A 17725-nucleotide genomic window follows, 5' to 3' on the forward strand; every position below is an offset into this window, starting at 1 on the left:
GCACAACACCGCATCAGAAAGCTCTACCTACATCGAGCTCCCTTCCACGTTCAGGACGCACGGACACGCACGCTCGCGGAGCTGGCGCGATCAGCTCATGGCGTCGCGGAGGCTTTTGGGGCGCAGGTCGGTCCAGTGCTCTTCGACGTAGGCCAGGCAGTCCGCGCGGCTCCCCTCGCCGAACACCTGCCGCCACCCGGCGGGGATGGCGGCCAACGTCGGCCACAGGCTGTGCTGCTCTTCGTCGTTGACCAGCACGTAGAAGGTGCCGTTGTCGTCGTCGAACGGGTTGGTGCTCATCGGTTCTCCTCGTCGAAGGGGCCGCGAGCAGTCCCCCGCAAGCGGGAGGTGCCCCCAGCAAAAGCCCCATTTGGGGTGTCGAATTGGGTGCTTTTGTGTCTGCTCGCGAGCGGAAGGTGCGCGCCCAGCACCCGGTCGGACAGCAGGCCCAGGCAGCTCAGGTTGGGAAAACCCGGCCCCTGGGTGAGCCCGGCCAGGTTGGGCAGGAACAGCTTCGGCGCGACGTCGGCGACGGCCAGGTCGTGCCCGATCGCCTCGGCCAGCCGGTCGCCGGTCAGCGGCCCGCCCAGCCCGAGTTCCAGCAGATCCAGCGCCTCCTGGCTGAACAGGTCCACGAACCACAGCGCGTCGGCGCCCGAGCCGTCGATCACCAGGTCGAAACCGTGCACGGTTTCGAAGTTCTCGCCGCCCCGGTTGGTGCTCAGCGTCAACCGGATCCGCTCGTCGCGCCCGACGGCGTGGGCAACCCGGCCGCGCAGGTGCCGGATCCGGTCGTCGGCCAGCAGCGCGTCTTGCACCCGGGCGGAGAACACCCCGCGGTCGGTGCGGGCCAACGCGTCGCGGCGCTCGTCGGGGGTCAGCGCCGACCAGTCGGTGGGGTCGGAAAACAGCGTGTTCTCGAAGAAGCCCTCGCCGCGGGTGAACAGAGTGACCTGCGGGGAGATCACCGTGATGGTCGACACCCGGTGCCGGAACAGTTCGTTGAGGATCGACGCGGCGGTCTCGCCGCCGCCGATAACCGCCACCCGGTCCGCGCAGATCCGGTCGTGCCCGGCGGCGCGATGCCAGAACTGCGCGATCGACAGCACCCGCGGGTTGCCCGGCAGGATCGATTTTTCGGCCTGACCCGGTCCGGTGATCATCACCGCGTCGGCCGCCACGGTGGCCTCCCGGGTGTGCAGCGCCCACTGCTCCCCGTCCACCGCGAGCCGGTCCACCTCGCCGTAGACGACGGTCATGGCGACAGCGTCGGCGACCCAGCGCAGGTAGGCGCTCCACCGCTGGTGGGTGGGCGCCGGCCGGCCGCGGTCGATCCACTCCGCGAACTGGCCGGTGGCGATCAGGTACGACTGCCAGGAATAGGCGGTCATCCGCTCGTCGAGTTCGGCGTTGCGGCCGGGCACCAGCGCCGACCGGTACGGGAAGCCGACATCCTTTTCCGGGCTGGTGCCCAACCGGTGGGCGCCGTCGGTCCAGCCGCCGGCAGGGCGCCAGTTGGCGGCGATCTCGGTGCGTTCGACGGCGATCACCTCGGGCGCGTCAACGCCCATGTCGCGCAGCGCCGCGGCCTTGGCGGCCACCGCGACCGCCTTGACGCCGGCACCGAGCACCGCAAGCGTCGTCATGACAGCACCTCCCGCAGGGCTTCGTCGAACAGTGTTTGTAGCGCGGCGATCTCGGCGGCGCTGAGGATGTCGGGCAGCGCCCGCCACTGCGTCATCAGCAGCGGCCGGTCCCCGACCGGCAGCACCGCGGCGATGATGCTCAGCTCGTGGCGCACCGCCAGTTCGGGCTCCGGCAGCGGGGACGCCCCGGCCAGCAGCGCGCGGTCGGGCCGCACCCCGCTCGCCGACCCGGCCAAATCGCCGCGGCCCAGGTAGTTCAGCAGCAGCTGCGGCCCGCGAAAGGCGCTGAGCCGCCGCCCGGTGTCGGCCCGCAGGTACCGCAGCAGCCCGAAGTCGACGCCGTCGCCGGGGATGGCGGCCAGCTGTTCGGCGACCCGGCGCGGGTCGGCGGCGGGCACCCGCAGCGGATACATCGCGGTCAGCAGGCCCACCGTGTCGGCGGTGTCCAGGGACCGCTCGTCGACCAGGGCGTCGACGCGGCCGTGGGTTTCCAACGCCAGCAACGGCGCCGGGGTGGGCAGCCCGCGGGTCTGCCGCCACCGGGTCACCGTCCGCGCGGCTGCGGCGACCAGCTGATCGGGCACCGGCAGCCCGCTGCCCAGCAGCCGGGCGGTGACCTCGGCGTCGGCGAACACGGTGGACACCACCAGATCACCGGCCCGGTCACGGTCCGGGTCGACCCGCCGCGCCCCCAGATCGGGGTCGTCGCCGTCGAGTTGGGCCGCCCAGTACCCGACGGTGTCCAAGCCGTGGGCGCGCTCGGTCAGCGCCTGCGCCCAGCGCCGATAGCTGGTGTGCTCGACCACCGGTGCGGCGCCGGCCAGCGCGGCGTCCAGTTCGCCAAGCACCACCAGCCACGACGCCGGGTCCATCGCCAGCACGTGCGCGGCCAGCAGCAGCACGGTTTGCCCGGTCGGCGGGCGCAGCCACACCCCGGCCAGCAGCACCCCGGCTTCGGGGTTCAGCCGGTCCAGGATCCGCGGGGTGTGCTCGGTGACCGCGGCCGCCAAATCGCCGGACACGTCGACGATCTCGGTGAGCACCTCGACGCGGGGTGTCGGCCGCAGGGTCATGCCGGCCCGGTCCAGCCGGGTGCGCAGCACCGGGTGCCCGTCGACGACGGCCGCCAGCGCGGCCCGCAGCGCGGCCTCGGTGACGCCCTCGGGCAGCCGCAGGGCTTCGGTCTGCGCCAGCCGGCGGGCTTGGCCGTGTTCGTAGAGCCAGTGCGCGTTGGGCAGCAGCGGGATCGGCGCGTCGGGGTCCTCGGTGACCCGCTCCGCGGCGGCGGTGTCGGCGTCGATGGCGGCGGCGAGTTCGCGGATGGTGCCGCATTCCAGGATCAGCCGGGCGCGCAGTCCAATGCCGCGGCGCCGGGCCGCCTGCACCACGGTCAGCGCCACGATGCTGTCCAGACCCAACTGGACGAAGTCGGCGGTCACGTCGATCTGGGGGTGGCCCAGGATCTCGGTCAGCAGCTCGCACAACGCGGTTTCGGTGGCCGTCTCGGGTCCGGTCGCGGGTTCGGTGGCCGCCGCGTCCAGCGCGGCCAGCGCAGTTTCGTCGAGTTTTCCGTTGCTGGTCAACGGGATCGCGTCGACGACGATGATGCGCTGCGGGATCATGTAGCGCGGCAGCCGGGCACCGAGCAGCCCGCGCAGCGCGCTGGTGGCCACCGGCTGCCCGGTGGCGACGTAGGCGGTCAGCCGGGCGCCGCCGCGGTGGTCGCGGACCAGCACCCGGGCCTGCCGCACCGCCGGATGCGCCTGCAGCGCGGCGGCGATTTCGTCGGGTTCGACCCGGTAGCCGCGGATCTTGACCTGGCTGTCGGCGCGGCCCAGGTAGTGCAGCGCGCCGTCCGGGGCGCGGCGCACCAGGTCCCCGGTGCGGTACATCCGCTGCCCCGCGGCGAACGGGTCGGCGACGAATCGGCCGCTGGTCTCCGCGGCCCGGCCCAGATAGCCGCGGGTGAGCTGCGCGCCGGCCAGGTACAGCTCGCCGGGCACCCCGGGCGGCACCGGGCGCAGCGCGGAGTCCAGCACGTAGCCGCGGCTGTGGGCGGTCGGCCGCCCGATCGCCGGTTCGTCGTGGGCGGTGATATCGGCGACCACCGCCTCCACCGTGGTCTCGGTGGGGCCGTAGCAGTTGTGCGCCGCCATGCCGGTGCGGGCGCATTCGGCGCGGATCGTCGCCCACAGCGGCGGGCTGATCGCTTCGCCGCCCAACGCCAGCACCGCCAGCGGCACCCCGGCCGGCCCGGCCAGCAAGCCGAAGGCGCGCAGCTGGGCGAACATCGACGGGGTGGTGTCGATCATGTCGACGCCGTGGTCGGCGATGGTGGCCACCAGGGCTTCGGCGTCGGGCTGGGTCCGCTGGTCGACGAGGTGCACGCAGTGGCCGTCGAGCAGGGCGACCAGCGGCTGCCAGGCGGCGTCGAACGCGAACGACCAGGCGTGCGCGATCCGCAGCCGCCGCCCCAGCCGCGCGGCCGCCGGCGCCAGCACCCGGTGCCGGTGATCGTCGGCGTAGGCCTCCAGCGCGGCGTGCGTGCCGATGACACCCTTGGGTTCTCCGGTGGTCCCGGAGGTGAACACGACGTAGGCGGCCTGCTCGGGGCGCACCCGCACCGGCCGGAAGTCGGTGGCCGGGGGTGCCCCGGACACCACGGCCTCGTCGACGACCAGGGCCGCGCCGGTTTGCCGCAGGATGGACGCCACCCGTTCCTCGGGCATCCCGGGTTCCAGCGGCACGCACACCGCGCCGGCCTTGAGCACCGCCAGCATCGCCACCACGTAGTGCGGGTCGCGGGAAAGCCGGATGGCGACCGGGGTTTCGGCGCCCGCACCGCGCCGAGCCAGCTCGGCGGCCAGCCGGTCGGCGGCGGTGTCCAGCTCGGCGTAGCTCAGCGTGCCGCCCGCCCAGCTCAGCGCGGTCTCGTCGGGCCGGTCCGCAGCGATCGCCGCGAACCGGGTGTGCACCCCACGCGCCGGTGCCGGTGCCGCAACGTCGCGCAGCGGTGCGGCCTCGTCGTCGAGCAGGATGCTGACCTCGCCTAATGGCCGCTCCCACAACGTGATCAGCCGCTGCGCGGTGGCCAGCACCCGCTGGCCCAGCGTCGCCGCGGGCATGCCGCCCAGCGCACCGTCCAGGGTTTCCACCAGCACGGTCAGTTCGCCGTCGGTGAGGTGGGCGGCGACGGTGACCGGGAAGTGCGACAGGCTCTCCAACGCCGCGGGCGCGAACGTCGCCGCGCCGGCGGCGAATTCGCCGCCGCCGACCAGGGCTCCGGGCGGGAAGTTCTCGTAGACCAGCAGGGTGTCGAACATCTCCCCGACCCCGCCCAACGCCCGCAGCTGGGCGTGGCCCAGGTAGCAGTGCTCCCGCAGTAGGGCGGCGTCGCGTTGCAGTCCAACGCAGTGCGTGCCGACGGCGGCGGCCGCATCCAGCCGCACCCGCAGCGGCACGGTGTTGATGAACAACCCGACCATGGTTTCCACCCCGGCCAGTTCGGCGGGCCGCCCGGAGACGGTGACCCCGAACACCACGTCGTCGCGGTCGGTCAACCGGGACAGCAGCACCGCCCAGGCCGCCTGCATCACGGTGTTGAGGGTGACCCCGCGGGCGCGGGCGGCGTCGGCCAGCGCGGCGGTGGCGGCGGCGTCCAGCCGCAGTTCGGTGCGCCGCGGCAGGCCCGGCTGCGGCGGCTGGGCGGCCAGCGCCCCGGACAGCAGCGTCGGGCCGGGCAGGCCGGCCAGGTGGTCACGCCAAACGCGTTGGCTGTCTTGGTGGTCCCGGCCGGACAGCCAGCCGATGTAGTCGCGGTAGGGCCGCGGCGGCGCGGGCAGCGCGTCCAGGTCGGCACCGGCCCGATACAGCGCGATCATCTCGCCGACGAACACCGGCAGCGACCAGCCGTCGATGACGATGTGGTGCGCGGTGATCACCAACCGCCATCGGGCGTCGGGTAATTCGATGAGCAGAAAACGCAGCGCCGGGGTGCGGTCCAGCTGGAACGGCCGGCGCCGCTCGTCGTCCTCCAGGACCGGCACCTCGGCCGGGACGGCGGTGACGTGCCGCCACGGCAGCTCCACCCGGGACGGCACGATCTGCACCGGGTGCGGCAGCCCGCGGTGCACGAAACTGGCCCGCAGGTTGGGGTGGCGCACCAGCATCGCGGCGGCGCAGTCCCGCAGCAGCGCCACGTCGAGGCCGCCGGTGATGTCGGCGGCCATCGCGATCAGGTACGGGTCGTGCACCGGGCCGTCGGCGTCATCGGGCTCGGACTCGGCCAGCGTGGTCAGCGAAAACAGGCCCTGCTGCAGCGGGCTGAGCGCCATCACATCCTCGATGGCGGCGGGTTCGGCGCCGGTGAGGGTCACGGCGCCCCTTGCCAGGACACCTGCAGCGCGGCCAGGTCGTCGGCCGACAGCCCCGACGTGCTCATCGGCTCGTGCCGAACGTCCACCTCCTCGGCACCGTCGACGGCGTCCAGCGCGGCGGCCAGCTGCTGCACGGTGGGATGCTCGAACACCATCCGCGGGCTGACCGCCAGCCCGGCGTCGCGGGCCCGGGCGGCCAGCTGCACCGAGGAGATGCTGTCCCCGCCCAGGGCGAAGAAGTCGTCGAACCGGCCGACGTCGGCGACCCCCAGCAGGTCGGTGAACACCGCGGCCAACGCCCGTTCCGTCTCGCCGCGCGGCGGCTCGGTCTGGCCGGTGGTGGCCGCCGCCGGCTGCGGCAGCCCGGGCCGGTTCAGCTTGCCGGATTCGGTGACCGGCATCGCGTCCAGCACGGTCAGCGACGACGGCATCATGTACCCGGGCAGCGCGCAGGCCGCCGCGGCGCGCACCGTGGCGGCGAACTCGGCCTTGGCGGTGGCGTCCGGCAGCGGCGCCGCGGCCACCACGTAGCCGGCCAGCGTGGTGGCCCCGCGCAGCTCCCAGGCGCGGGCGGCGGCGGCCGCCACCCCGTCTACCGCCTTGAGCGCGGCCTCGACCTCACCGAGTTCGACGCGGAAGCCGCGCACCTTGACCTGGTGGTCGGTGCGGCCGACGAACTCCAGCCGGCCGTCCTCGGTCCAGCGGGCCCGGTCCCCGCTGCGGTAGAACCGCGCCCCGGGTTCGGTGGCGTACGGGTTGGGCACGAACCGGGACGCGGTCAGGCCGGGCCGCTTCCAGTAGCCGCGGACCAGTTGGTCACCGGCGTAATACAGTTCGCCGACCACGCCGACCGGCACCGGCTGCAGTGCGTCGTCGAGCAGATACACCTGCGAGCCCGGGGTGGGGGCGCCCAGGATCGGCACCGGCGGGGTCAGCGGCCCGCGGACCAGCCCGCCGGAGGTTTCGGTGGCGCCGAAGTTGTTCAACAGCTCCGGGCCGTCGCCCGCCGCGCAGGCGGCCACCAGCCGCTCCAGCAGGGACACGCTTACCGGCTCACCGCTGCACACCAGCCGGGTCAGTGAGCGCACCACGTCGGGGTGGGCGTCGACCAGGGTGGACACCAGGCTGGCCACCGCGGTGACCTGGGCCACGCCGTGGCCCTGCAGCAGCGCCGCCAACGCGTCGGCGTCGCGGTGTTCGGCGTCGTCGGCCAGGATCAGGGTGGCGCCGGCGGCCAGCCCGGCCAGCGTCTCCATGCTGCCTTCCAGGAACGTCATCGATGCCTGCGCCAGCCGAATGTCGTTGCCCGGCACCGGATAGTTCCGCAGCTGCCAGTCCAGCCGCGCCGTCATCGCCCGGTGGGTGCCCAGCACCCCCTTGGGGGTTCCGGTGGATCCGGAGGTGAACACCAGGTACATCGGGTCGTCGGGGTGCGGCGCCGGCAGGGCGACACCCGGCCGCGGTTCGGCATCCAGCGCGGCCCGCAGCTGCGGGTCGTCCAGCGAAAGCAGGTGCACCCCAGGGGTTTCCGGCATGGTGGCGGCGGCCTCGGCGGTGACCACCACCACCGGCGGCGCGACGTCGTCGAGCATGAACTGTTTGCGCGCCGTCGGGTAGCCGGGGTCCAGCGGGAAATACCCGGCGCCGGCCTTCATGATCCCCACCAGCGCCACCACCAGGTCGACGCCGCGGCGGGTGGACAACCCGACCAGCGTCCCGGGCGCCACCCCGTGCTCGGCGAGCAGCACCGCGAAGTTGTCCGAACGACGGTGCAGCGTCGGGTAATCGAGCTGCTCGTCACCGCAGCGCACCGCGATCCGGTCGGCGCCGAAGGCCCGGCTGGGTTCGAGCAGCGCGCCGATGGTGCGCGGCGCATCCGCGGGCGGCACCGGGCCTCGGCTCCAGGCCAGCAGGCGCTGCCGGTCGATGTCGTCGGTCAACTGCACGTCGCGCAGCGTCACGTCGGCGTCGTCGGCGAACAGGTCGACCACCCGGGTCAGCCAGCCGGTCAACCGTTTAATGGTGGCCCGCCGGTACAGCTCGGTGCGGTAGATGACCCGGCCGGTGTACCCGGCGTCGGTGGCGAAGAAGTTGACGCTGAGGTCGGCATGCGCGATGTCGAACGGCGGCTCCAACGCGGCGAAGGTGGTCGGCCCCGCGTCGCCGCCGGCGTCGATCACCTGGGCGGCCGGCAGGTGATCGCGGACGTGCACGACCACCTGGAACAGCGGGTTGCGGGACAGCGACCGGACCGGGTTGACCGCGTCGACCACCCGATCGAACGGCAGGTCTTGGTGGGCGTAGGCGGCCAGCGCGGTTTCGCGGGCGCGACGCAGCACCTCCCGCAGGGTCGGGTTGCCGCCCAAGTCATTGCGCAGCACCAGGATGTTGACGAAGAACCCGATCAGCCGGTCCAGTTCGGTTTCGGTGCGCCCGGCGACCGGGGTGCCCAGCGGGATGTCGGCGCCGCCGCCGGCCTTGTGCAGCACCACCGCGACCGCGGCCTGCAGCAGCATGAATTCGGTGCAGCCCAGCTCGCGGCTCAGCGCGGCCAGCTTGTCCCGGGTGCCGGCGTCGATGCGGAATTCGACGGATTCGCCGTCGCCGCTGGGCACCGCGGGCCGCGGAAAGTCCGGTCGCAGCCCGGTGTCCTCCGGCAGCCCGGCCAGCTGCCGGGTCCAGTAGTCGCGTTGGTCACCGACGATGCTGGCCGCTTCGGTCGGGTCGGGTTGCGGGCTTTCGGCCAGCAACTCCCCCTGCCAGGCCGCGTAGTCGGCGTACTGCACCGGCAGCGGCGCCCAGGACGGCTGCTGCCCGCCGCAGCGGGCCCGGTAGGCGGTCAGCAGATCGGTGAACAGCACCCCCGCCGACCAGTGGTCGGCGGCGATGTGGTGCACGATCAACGACAGCACGTGCGCCTCGCCGGTGTGCAGCAACGCCACCCGGATCGGCCAGTCGCGGTCCAGTTCGAAGCAGTGCCGCCGCTCGGTGTCCAGTTGGCCCTGCAGCCAGGCGTCGCCCTCGCCGCTGGCCCGCCGCACCGGCAGCGGCCCGGCGGGGTTGACCACTTGGTAAGGGACGCCGTCGATCTCGACGTAGGTGGTGCGCAGGATCTCGTGCCGGGCGATCAGGTCGTCGACGGCGGCGAGCAGCGCGTCGACGTCGCACGGTCCGGTCAGCCGAGCCGCGAACGGAATGTTGTTGACCGGGCTGGGCCCCTCGATGCGGTAGGCGAACCAGCTGCGCAGCTGCGACGCCGACAGCGGCTGCGGCCCGTCGTGGCTGGTCGCGATCAGCTTGGGTCGCACCGCCGGCCCGGCGCCGGCGGCGAGTTGGTCGATCCGCTCGGCCACCCGGGCCACCGTGACCAGCTCGAAGATCTCCCGGATGGCCAGGTCCACCCCGCACTGCGCCCGCACGGCGGCCACCAGCTTGGTGGCCACCAGGGAGTGCCCGCCCAGATCGAAGAACGAGTCGTCGGCCCCCACCCGGGGGTGGCCGAGCAGCTCGGCGAACAGCGCGGCCAGTTGCCGCTCGGTCGCGGTGACCGGTTCGCGGTAGGCGGCGCCGGCGGCGATCTGCGGCTGCGGCAGCGCGGCCTTATCGATCTTGCCGTGCGCGGTGATCGGGATCTCGTCGAGGACGACGTAGCCGGCCGGCACCATGTACTCGGGCAGCGCGGCGGCCACCCGGGCGCGGATCCGGTCGACGTCCACCGCGTCGGTGCCGGCGCCGTCGGCCGGGGTCAGGTAGCCGACCAGGCTTTTGCCCAGCTGCGGCAGGTCGGCGGCCACCACCACGGCCTGCCCGACGCTGGGGTCCACCGAGATCGCCGCCGCGACCTCGCCCAGCTCGATGCGGAAGCCGCGGATCTTGACCTGCTCGTCGGCGCGGCCGACGAACTCGATATCGCCGTCGGCGTTGCGCCGGGCCAGGTCCCCGGACCGGTACAGCCGCCCGCCGGGGGTGAACGGGTCGGCGATGAAGCGTTCCGCGGTCAACCCGGGCCGGCGGTGATAGCCGTGGGCCACATGCGTTCCGCCGATGTAGATTTCGCCGATCACCCCGACCGGCACCGGCTGCAGCGCGTCGTCCAGCAGATGCACCTGGGTGTTGATCTTGGGTTTCCCGATCGGCACGATGCGGGTGCCCTGTTTGCCCTCCACCTTGTACCGGGTGGCGTTGACGACGGTTTCGGTGGGCCCGTAGAAGTTGTGCAGCAGCGCGTCGAAGGTGGCGTGGAATTTGTCGGCGATCTCGCCGGGCAGCGCCTCCCCACCGATCGGCACCCGACGCAGGGTGCGCCACTGGTTGACCCCGGGCAGCGACAAAAACAGCCCGAGCAGCGACGGCACGAAATGCATCGCGGTGATGCCTTCGCGGTGCAGCAGCTCGGTCAAATAGCCGATGTCGCGCAGCCCGTCGGGGCGCGGGATCACCAGCCGCGCACCGCACGCCAGGGTGCCGAAGATCTCCCCCATCGACACGTCGAAGCTGGGTGAGGCCACCTGCAGCAGCCGATCGTTGGCGTCGACGCCGTAGTCGCCGCCGAACCAGACGAAGTATTCCGCGATCGGGGCGTGCGGCACCGGCACCCCCTTGGGCAGCCCGGTCGACCCGGAGGTGTAGATCAAATACGCGGTGTTGGCCGGGCGCAGCGGCCGCACCAGCTGGTCCGGGTCGGGGTTGCTGGTGGCGAACCCGACCAGATCGGGAATCGGTTCGCGCAGCACGAGTTTGGGGGCGGAGTCGTCGAGGATGAACGCGCGGCGGTCCTCCGGGTAGGTGGGGTCGACCGGCAGGTACACCGCGCCGGCCTTGAGGATCCCCAACGCGGTGATGATCAGTTCCGGGGACTTGTCGAGCAGCACCGCGATACGGTCCTCGGCGCCCAGGCCCGCGGCGATCAGCCAGTGCGCCACCCGGTTGGCTTCCGCGTTGAGTTCGCGGTAGCTGTAGGCGCGGCCCTCGTAGACGACGGCGACGGCGTCCGGGGTGGCCTCGACCTGCCGCTGCACCAGCGCGGGCAGCGTGGTGGCGGGGGTGTCGAAGTCCTCGCCGGCCGAGACCCGGCGCAACCAGTCCGCGTCGTCGTCGCTGAGCATCCTCAGCACCGCCAGGGCGGTGTCGGGGTCGGCCAGGGCGGCGTCCAGCAGGGTGGCGTAGTGGCCGAGCAGCTGGGCCACCAGCGGACGGTCCAGCACCTCGACCAAATACTCGGCTTCGATCAGCGCGCCGCCGTCGTCGGCCGGCTCCACCATGAAACTCAGGGGCAGCTGGGTGAACTGGCCGCGCAGCTCGTCGCGTTCGCAGCGCACCCCGGGCGGGCAGAACCCGCCGCCGTCGGGTTCGCGCAGCCCGAAGCCGACCCGGGTCATCCGTTCGACGCCGTGCCGGCGGTCCGGGTTCCAGGCGCGCACCACCGCATCCACGTTGACCCGCTGGTGGGCGAACGCGCCGACCGCGGTGTCGCGGGCCTCGGCCACCAGCTCCCGAAACGTTTGCCGCGGCCGCGGCCGCAACCGCAGCGCCACGGTGTTGCCGTAGTAGCCGATCGCCTGCTCGGTTCCCGCGCCGCGGTTGAGCACCGGGGCCGCCACCAGGAAGTCGCCGGCGTGGGTGTAGCGGTGGATCAGCGCGGCGAAGCCGGCCAGCAGCACCATGTACGGGGTGGCGCCGGTGTCGCGGGCCAGCGCGCCGGCCGCCTGCACGGTCGACGGGGCCAGCTGCACGGTGACGCGTTGCGACCGCCAGCTGCTCGGCACCGCCGACCCGTTGGGGCCGGGCAGTTCCAGCGGCTCGGGCGGATCGGCCAGCACGGTGCGCCAATAGCCCAGGTCGTCGTCGACGACGGCGGCGGCCGGCCGCACCGACGCGGTCCGCGGGCCGGGACCGCCCAGCGCGTCGGGGTCGGTGTAGGCCCGGGTCAGGTCGGAAAAGAACACCGCCCAGGAGCCGTCATCCCAGGCGATGTGATGCGCGGTGAGCAGCAGCACCAGCTGGTCGGGGCCGACGCGCACGGCGGTGATCCGCAGCGGCGACTCGGTGGTCAGGTCGAACGGCCGGCAGAACTCCCGCTGCGCCAGCACTTCCAGCCGCAGCCGGCGGGCCTGCTCGGCCAGCCCGGACAGGTCGTGGTCGGCCCAGCCCGGCCGCAGCTCGTCGTGCACCCGCTGCTGCGGGTCGCCGTCGGTGTCGGTGTGAAAGGTGGTGCGCAGCACCGGGTGCCGCACCGCCACCGCGTCCACCGCCCGGTGCAGCCGGGTCACGTCGACCGCACCGGTGATCCGGTAGGACACGCACACGTTGAGCAGCGCGCTGGTCGGGTCCAGTGACTGCACGAACCACATCCGGCGCTGCCCGTCGGACAACTCGGCGGGGGCGTCGTCGGCTGCGGCCGCGGTACGCGACAGGCCTTGGGCGGCCAGCCGGCGGCGCAGCAGCTCCAGGCGCTGTTCGTCGAGGGTGGTGTCAGTCACGCGTGGATTCCAATCTTTCTGCGGGCCGATGGGTCTCGGATTCGGCGGGCTGCAGGGCATCGATCAGTTGGCTGCCGGTGATGCCGCCGAGCAGGCTGGCCAGCGGCACCGAGCGGCCGGTGCCGCGGCGCAGCCGTTTGCGCAGATCCAGCGCCAGCAGCGAGTCCACCCCGAGGTCGATCAGCGCGGCGTTGAGGTCCACCGCGGCCGGCCCCGGCAGGCTCAACGCCGCCGCCAACGCGGCACGCACCGCGTCGGCGACCGGCACCTGTTCGGTTTGCGCCGCGGCGGGCGGGTTTTCGGCGGCGGCCAGCGGCAGCGGGCTGCCCTGGCTGTCGAAGAACACCCGCAGCCGGTCCAGGTCGGCGGCCAGGATCAGCGGGTCGCCGTCGTGGCGGCGCAGGCTGGCCAGCAGCGCCTCGTCGGGGTCCATCGCCAGCAGGCCGGACCGCTCGATGCGGGTGATCTCGGCGGCGTCGACGATGCCGGCGTCCTGCCACAGCCCCCAGCGCACCGCGGTGGCATCGAGTCCGCGGTCCCGCAGCCGGTCGGTGAGCACGTCGAGCATCCGGTTGGCGGCCGCGTAGGCGCCGTGCCCGTGCCCGCCCCACACCCCCGAGATCGACGAGCACACCAGGATCCGCGCGTCGTCGCGCAGCGGCCAGATGTCGGTGATTTGGGCCAGCCCAGCGACTTTCGCCCCGAACACCGCCGCCCGGTCGGCCGCGGTCAGCCGCTGGTGCGGGCCGAACCGGGCCACCCCGGCGGCGTGGATCAGCAGCGAGGCGCCGGCACCGGCGTGCGCGGCGGCCACCGCCGCCACCGCGTCGGGGTCGGTGATGTCGCAGGCCGGGGCGCACACCTCGACCCGGTGGCCGTCGGCCAGCCCGGCCAGCACGGCGGGGTCAACCCCGCTGCGGCTCAACAGGATCACCCGGCGGGCGCCGTGGGTGACGCAGTGCCGGGCGTAGCGCAGGCCGATCGCGCCGCCCCCACCGGTGATCACCACGGTGTCCAGCGCGGCGGCGTCCAGCGGGCGGGCCGGCCGCGGGTCGGGGGTCTCACGCAGGATCCGGGTGTAGCGGACCGCGTCGCGCAACGCCACCTCACCGACCTCGCCGAGCAGCACCGGCACGCAGGCCCGGACGGTCGCCTCGTCGATCTGCCCGCCCGGCAGGTCCAGGTGCCCGAACGCCTGATCGGCGAATTCGAAGCCCACGCAGCGGTGCATCGCCGCCAGGGCGGCCTGCCCCGGTAGCGCCGGCGCATCCTCGCGGCCGATCCGTTCACCGCTGGCGGTGAGCAGCCACACGCTGCGGCATGCGGGCCCGATCAGGCTGTGGTAGTCGGGCAGGCCCGCGCCCGGCTGGTCGCTGAGCTCCGCGGCGGCGGCGCGCGCGTCGTCCTGCGACACCGCCGACGCGACCACCACCACCACCTCGGCCTGCTCCGGCGGGGCCGGCTGGGCGTGCGGGTGTTCGGCGATGGCCCGCCGCAGCCGCTGCGCCGCGGCGGTGTCGGGGCCCACCACCGCGATCCCGCACCGGGTTTCGGCGTTATCGACCGACGGCGCGGCGGGCTGCCACGCCTCGGTGAGGGTGCGCAGGACGGGGCCGGCCGGGGTGTCGTCGGCCAGCGGTTCCGGTGTCGCCCACAGGTGCAGCGCCCGCATCGGCGCGTTGGGGAATCCGGGCAGCGGCCGGTGCTGGGTCACCCCGGTCACGTCGGCCCACCGGTAGCCGGGGTCGGCGAGCGCGGCGGCGGCGATATTGGCCGAGACCTCGTCGACGACCGGCTGGTCGCGGCGCCCGGAGCCCAAAATCAGTGCCCCGCTGTCCGGGTCGACGAGGTCGGACAGCGCGTAGTGCAGCGACGGGTGCGCGGACAGTTCGATGAAGGCGCCGATGCCGCGCTGGGTGGCGGCCTGCACGGCGCGGTCGAATCGGACGGTGTTGCGCAGGTTGTGGTACCAGTAGTCGGTGAAGCCGGTGCCGGCGGGCACGACGGCGCCGGTGGCGGCGCCGATGAACTCCACCGGGGTGTCCAGGAACGCCGACGTCGGCAGCAGCCGCGCCAAGGTGGGGCGCAGCGTTTCCAGCGCGCTGGTGTGGGCGGGGAAGTCCACGGCGATCTCGCGGACGAACACGCCGCGCTGTTCGGCCAGCCGCACCACGGCGGCCACCGCGTCGCGGTCCCCGGACAGCACCGTCGACGACGGGGCGTTGACCACCGAGACCTCCAGCCAGCCGGTGGTTTCCGCGGCGAGCCGCTCGGCGTCGCCCAGCCCGACGCCCAGCACCGCCATGCCGTACTGTCCCGGCAACGTGTCCACCACGGTGGCGCGGGCGGCGACCACGGCGACCGCGTCGCCCAGGGTGATCGCGCCGGCCGCGTAGGCCGCCGCCACCTCCCCCAGGCTGTGCCCCACGGTGAGGTCGGGCAGCACACCGCAGGACCGCCACAGCTGCGCCATCGCGACGGCGTGGGTGAACTGGGCGCCCTGCAGGTGCAGCTGGGAGACCTCCGGCGGCTGCTCGTTGACCAGGTACGGCAGCGGCGACGGGATGCCGGCCGCGTCGAACGCCGCCGCGCAGCGGTCGGCCTCGGCCCGATAGACCGGGATCCGTTGGTAGGCCTCGGCACCCATCGCCGGCCACTGGTTGCCTTGGCCGGGAAACACGAACGCGGTGCGCGGCGCCGCGGTGGCCGAGGACCGGGCCACCAGCGGGTGCTCGTCGCCGTCGGCCAGCGCGGCCAGCCCGGCGGCGAGTTCGGCGTCGTCGGCCGCGCGCACCACCGCCCGGTGCCGGCGCACCCGTCGGGTCCGCAGCAGGGTGGCGGCCACCGCGGCCGGGGTGACCGGCTGCGGCGCCCGGCCCAGATAGTCCCGGATCGCCGCGGCGTCGTGACCGATCAGGTCCTCCTCATGCGCGGTGAGCAGCACCGGGATCCGGCCGTCGGGCAGTGCGTGGCCTGGCATCAGACGACCTCCGGGATGGACACGATCAGGTGGGCGTTGGTGCCGCTCATACCGAACGCGGACACCGCCGCGATCCGCTGCCCGTTCACCGCCGGCCACGGGGTCAGCCGCTGGGCCAGCCGCAACCCCTGGCTGTCCCAATCGATTTCGCGGCTGGCCTGCTCCGCGTGCAGGGTGGGCGGGATGGCGGCGTGCTCGGCGGAGACCAACACCTTGGCCAGCCCGAGCGCCCCGGCGGCGGCCTGGGCGTGTCCCACATTGGATTTCACCGACCCCAGCAGCGCGCCGCCCCCGGGCGCGGTGTCGCCGTAGGTGGCGGCCAGGGACTGCAACTCGGTGCGGTCGCCGAGCCGGGTGCCGGTGCCGTGCCCTTCGACCATCGCCACCTGCCCGGGCCGCAGCCCGGCCTGGTCGATGGCGCGTTGGAACAGCCGGGTCTGGGCGGCGCCGCTGGGTGCGGTCAGGCCGGCGCTGCGGCCGTCCTGGTTGACCGCGCTGGCCCGGATTTCGGCGAGGATGCGCCGACGGTCCCGCAGCGCGGCCGACTTGCGTTGCAGCACAAACATCGCCGCACCTTCGGCCCACACCGTGCCGCTGGCCTGTGCGCTGTAGGGCCGGCAGCGGCCGTCGTCGGACAGGGCGTGCTGTTTGGAGAATTCCACGAAGAACCCCGGCGAGCCCATCACGCAGACCCCGCCGGCCAGGGCCAGGTCGCAGTCGCCGGCGCGCACCGACTGCACGGCGACGTGGAACGCGGCCAGCGCCGACGCGCAGGAGGCGTCCACGGTCAGCGCGGGACCGGCCAGGCCCAGCGTGTAGGCGACCCGCCCGGAGATCACCCCGAGCGCGGTGCCGGTGATCAGGTGTCCGCTGTGGCCGGAGAATTCGGCCATCTCGGGCCCGTATCCGGTCACCGAGGCGCCGACATAGCAGCCCACCTCGTGGCCGGCCAGGTCGTCGGGGTTGATGCCGCTGTTCTCCAGCGCCCGCCACGACACCCGCAGGGTGACCCGCTGCTGCGGGTCCATCGCGGTGGCTTCCCGCGGCGAGATGCCGAAAAATCCGGGGTCGAATGCGGCTGCCCCGGACAGGAAGCCGCCGGAGTCGTGGATCCGCTTGAAGCCGTCGCGGCGTGAGCCGGCCAGCAGGTCGCGGATCGGCCAGCCCCGATCGGTGGGAAACGGGCTGAGCGCTTCGCGTTGCTGCGACAGCAGCGCCCAGTAGTCCTCGGCGCTGTCCACCTCCCCGGGTGCCTCAAGCGCCATGCCGACGATGACCACCGGGTCGGCCTCGGCGGGAATCCGGTTATCGGACATCGGCATTGACCTGGGCGGCGACCGCCTCGATGTGCTCGTTGAGGTAGAAGTGGCCGCCGTCGTAGAACGACAACCCGAAGGCGCCGGTGGTGTGGCGCGCCCAGCGGCGCAGCGATTCGGCGTCGACCCGGTGGTCGGTGCGGCCCCCGACGGCGTGGATGTCGGCGCGGATCGCCACGTCGGGGCCGCAGCGGTAGCGGTTGAGCGCGTGGTAGTCGCCGCGCACCGCGACCGTCAGCAACTCGGCGAACTCCTCGTCGGCCAGCAGCCGGGGGTCGGTGCCGCCCAGGTCGGCCATGTCGGCGCGCAGGCCGGCGTCGTCGGTCGGCAACGTCGGCAGCCCGGCGACCGTGCCCGGCGCCGGCCCGGCCGACACCCACAGCTTGCGCACGGCCGCGCCGCGCCGTTCGGCGGTCCGGGCGAACTCGAAGGCGACCAGCGAACCCATGCTGTGCCCGAACAACCGCAGCGGGCCGACCGCGTCCCAGTCGCCGGCGTCGAACAAATCCCGGGCCAGCTCCGGCAGCGTGGCGGCGGCCGGGTCGGCGAAGCGCTCGGCGCGCTGCGGATACTGCACGATGAAGGCGTCGCCGCCGGCGGCCAACGCCGCCGCCAACCCCCGGTAGCTGGCCGCGGTTCCGCCGGCGTGCGGGAAGATCACCGTGGCGCCGCAGCGCCGCCGCTCACCCGAGTCCGGGACGTGCTTGATCCACGCCGGGAATCCGGTGGCCGCCGTCAACGTGGTCATCGTACCGATGCCGGCGTGGCGATCTCGGACTCCGAACGCGCGGCGGCACGACTCACAACACCCCTCCGTAAATTAGTAAAGGCTGCCCTAACTTTTGTGGAGGCTACCCTACCGGCGGCATCGACGACACGCCTACCCAACAGGGCCCGGCCTACCGCCGCGGAAACCGGCGAAGCCGAA

Annotated in this window: 7 protein-coding genes; all 7 read right to left on the reverse strand. The window is 73.5% G+C overall.

Annotated elements, in window-relative coordinates; genetic code table 11:
• Positions 1-90 precede the first annotated feature (90 nt).
• The 7 genes from ACAG26_RS26885 to ACAG26_RS26915 are packed head-to-tail and all read right to left on the reverse strand — an operon-like array spanning position 91 to position 17545.
• Positions 91-300: an MbtH family protein gene (locus tag ACAG26_RS26885; RefSeq protein WP_370486133.1), complete on the reverse strand. Its 210-nt coding sequence runs from the start codon at positions 298-300 to the stop codon at positions 91-93.
• On the reverse strand, positions 297-1646 hold the full coding sequence (mbtG, locus tag ACAG26_RS26890) for an NADPH-dependent L-lysine N(6)-monooxygenase MbtG (protein WP_370486134.1): 1350 nt from the start codon (positions 1644-1646) through the stop codon (positions 297-299). Before mbtG ends, ACAG26_RS26885 begins: the two co-directional genes overlap by 4 nt.
• Positions 1643-5980 (reverse strand): amino acid adenylation domain-containing protein, encoded by a 4338-nt coding sequence (locus ACAG26_RS26895; protein ID WP_370486150.1) that lies wholly within the window; start codon positions 5978-5980, stop codon positions 1643-1645. Before ACAG26_RS26895 ends, mbtG begins: the two co-directional genes overlap by 4 nt.
• A gap of 38 nt (positions 5981-6018) precedes the next feature.
• Positions 6019-12501: an amino acid adenylation domain-containing protein gene (locus ACAG26_RS26900; protein ID WP_370486135.1), complete on the reverse strand. Its 6483-nt coding sequence runs from the start codon at positions 12499-12501 to the stop codon at positions 6019-6021.
• Positions 12494-15481, reverse strand: a complete 2988-nt coding sequence (mbtD, locus tag ACAG26_RS26905; RefSeq protein ID WP_370486136.1) for a mycobactin polyketide synthase MbtD — start codon at positions 15479-15481, stop codon at positions 12494-12496. The genes ACAG26_RS26900 and mbtD overlap by 8 nt, the downstream gene beginning before the upstream one ends.
• Entirely contained in the window at positions 15481-16797 is a 1317-nt protein-coding gene (locus ACAG26_RS26910; protein WP_370486137.1) for a polyketide synthase, read from the reverse strand. Before ACAG26_RS26910 ends, mbtD begins: the two co-directional genes overlap by 1 nt.
• The gene (locus ACAG26_RS26915) at positions 16787-17545 is read right to left on the reverse strand and encodes a thioesterase II family protein (RefSeq protein WP_370486138.1); all 759 of its coding nucleotides are present in this window, start codon (positions 17543-17545) and stop codon (positions 16787-16789) included. Before ACAG26_RS26915 ends, ACAG26_RS26910 begins: the two co-directional genes overlap by 11 nt.
• Positions 17546-17725: the final 180 nt, after the last annotated feature.

Source organism: Mycobacterium sp. pUA109 (assembly GCF_041287095.1).
GTDB lineage: Bacteria > Actinomycetota > Actinomycetes > Mycobacteriales > Mycobacteriaceae > Mycobacterium.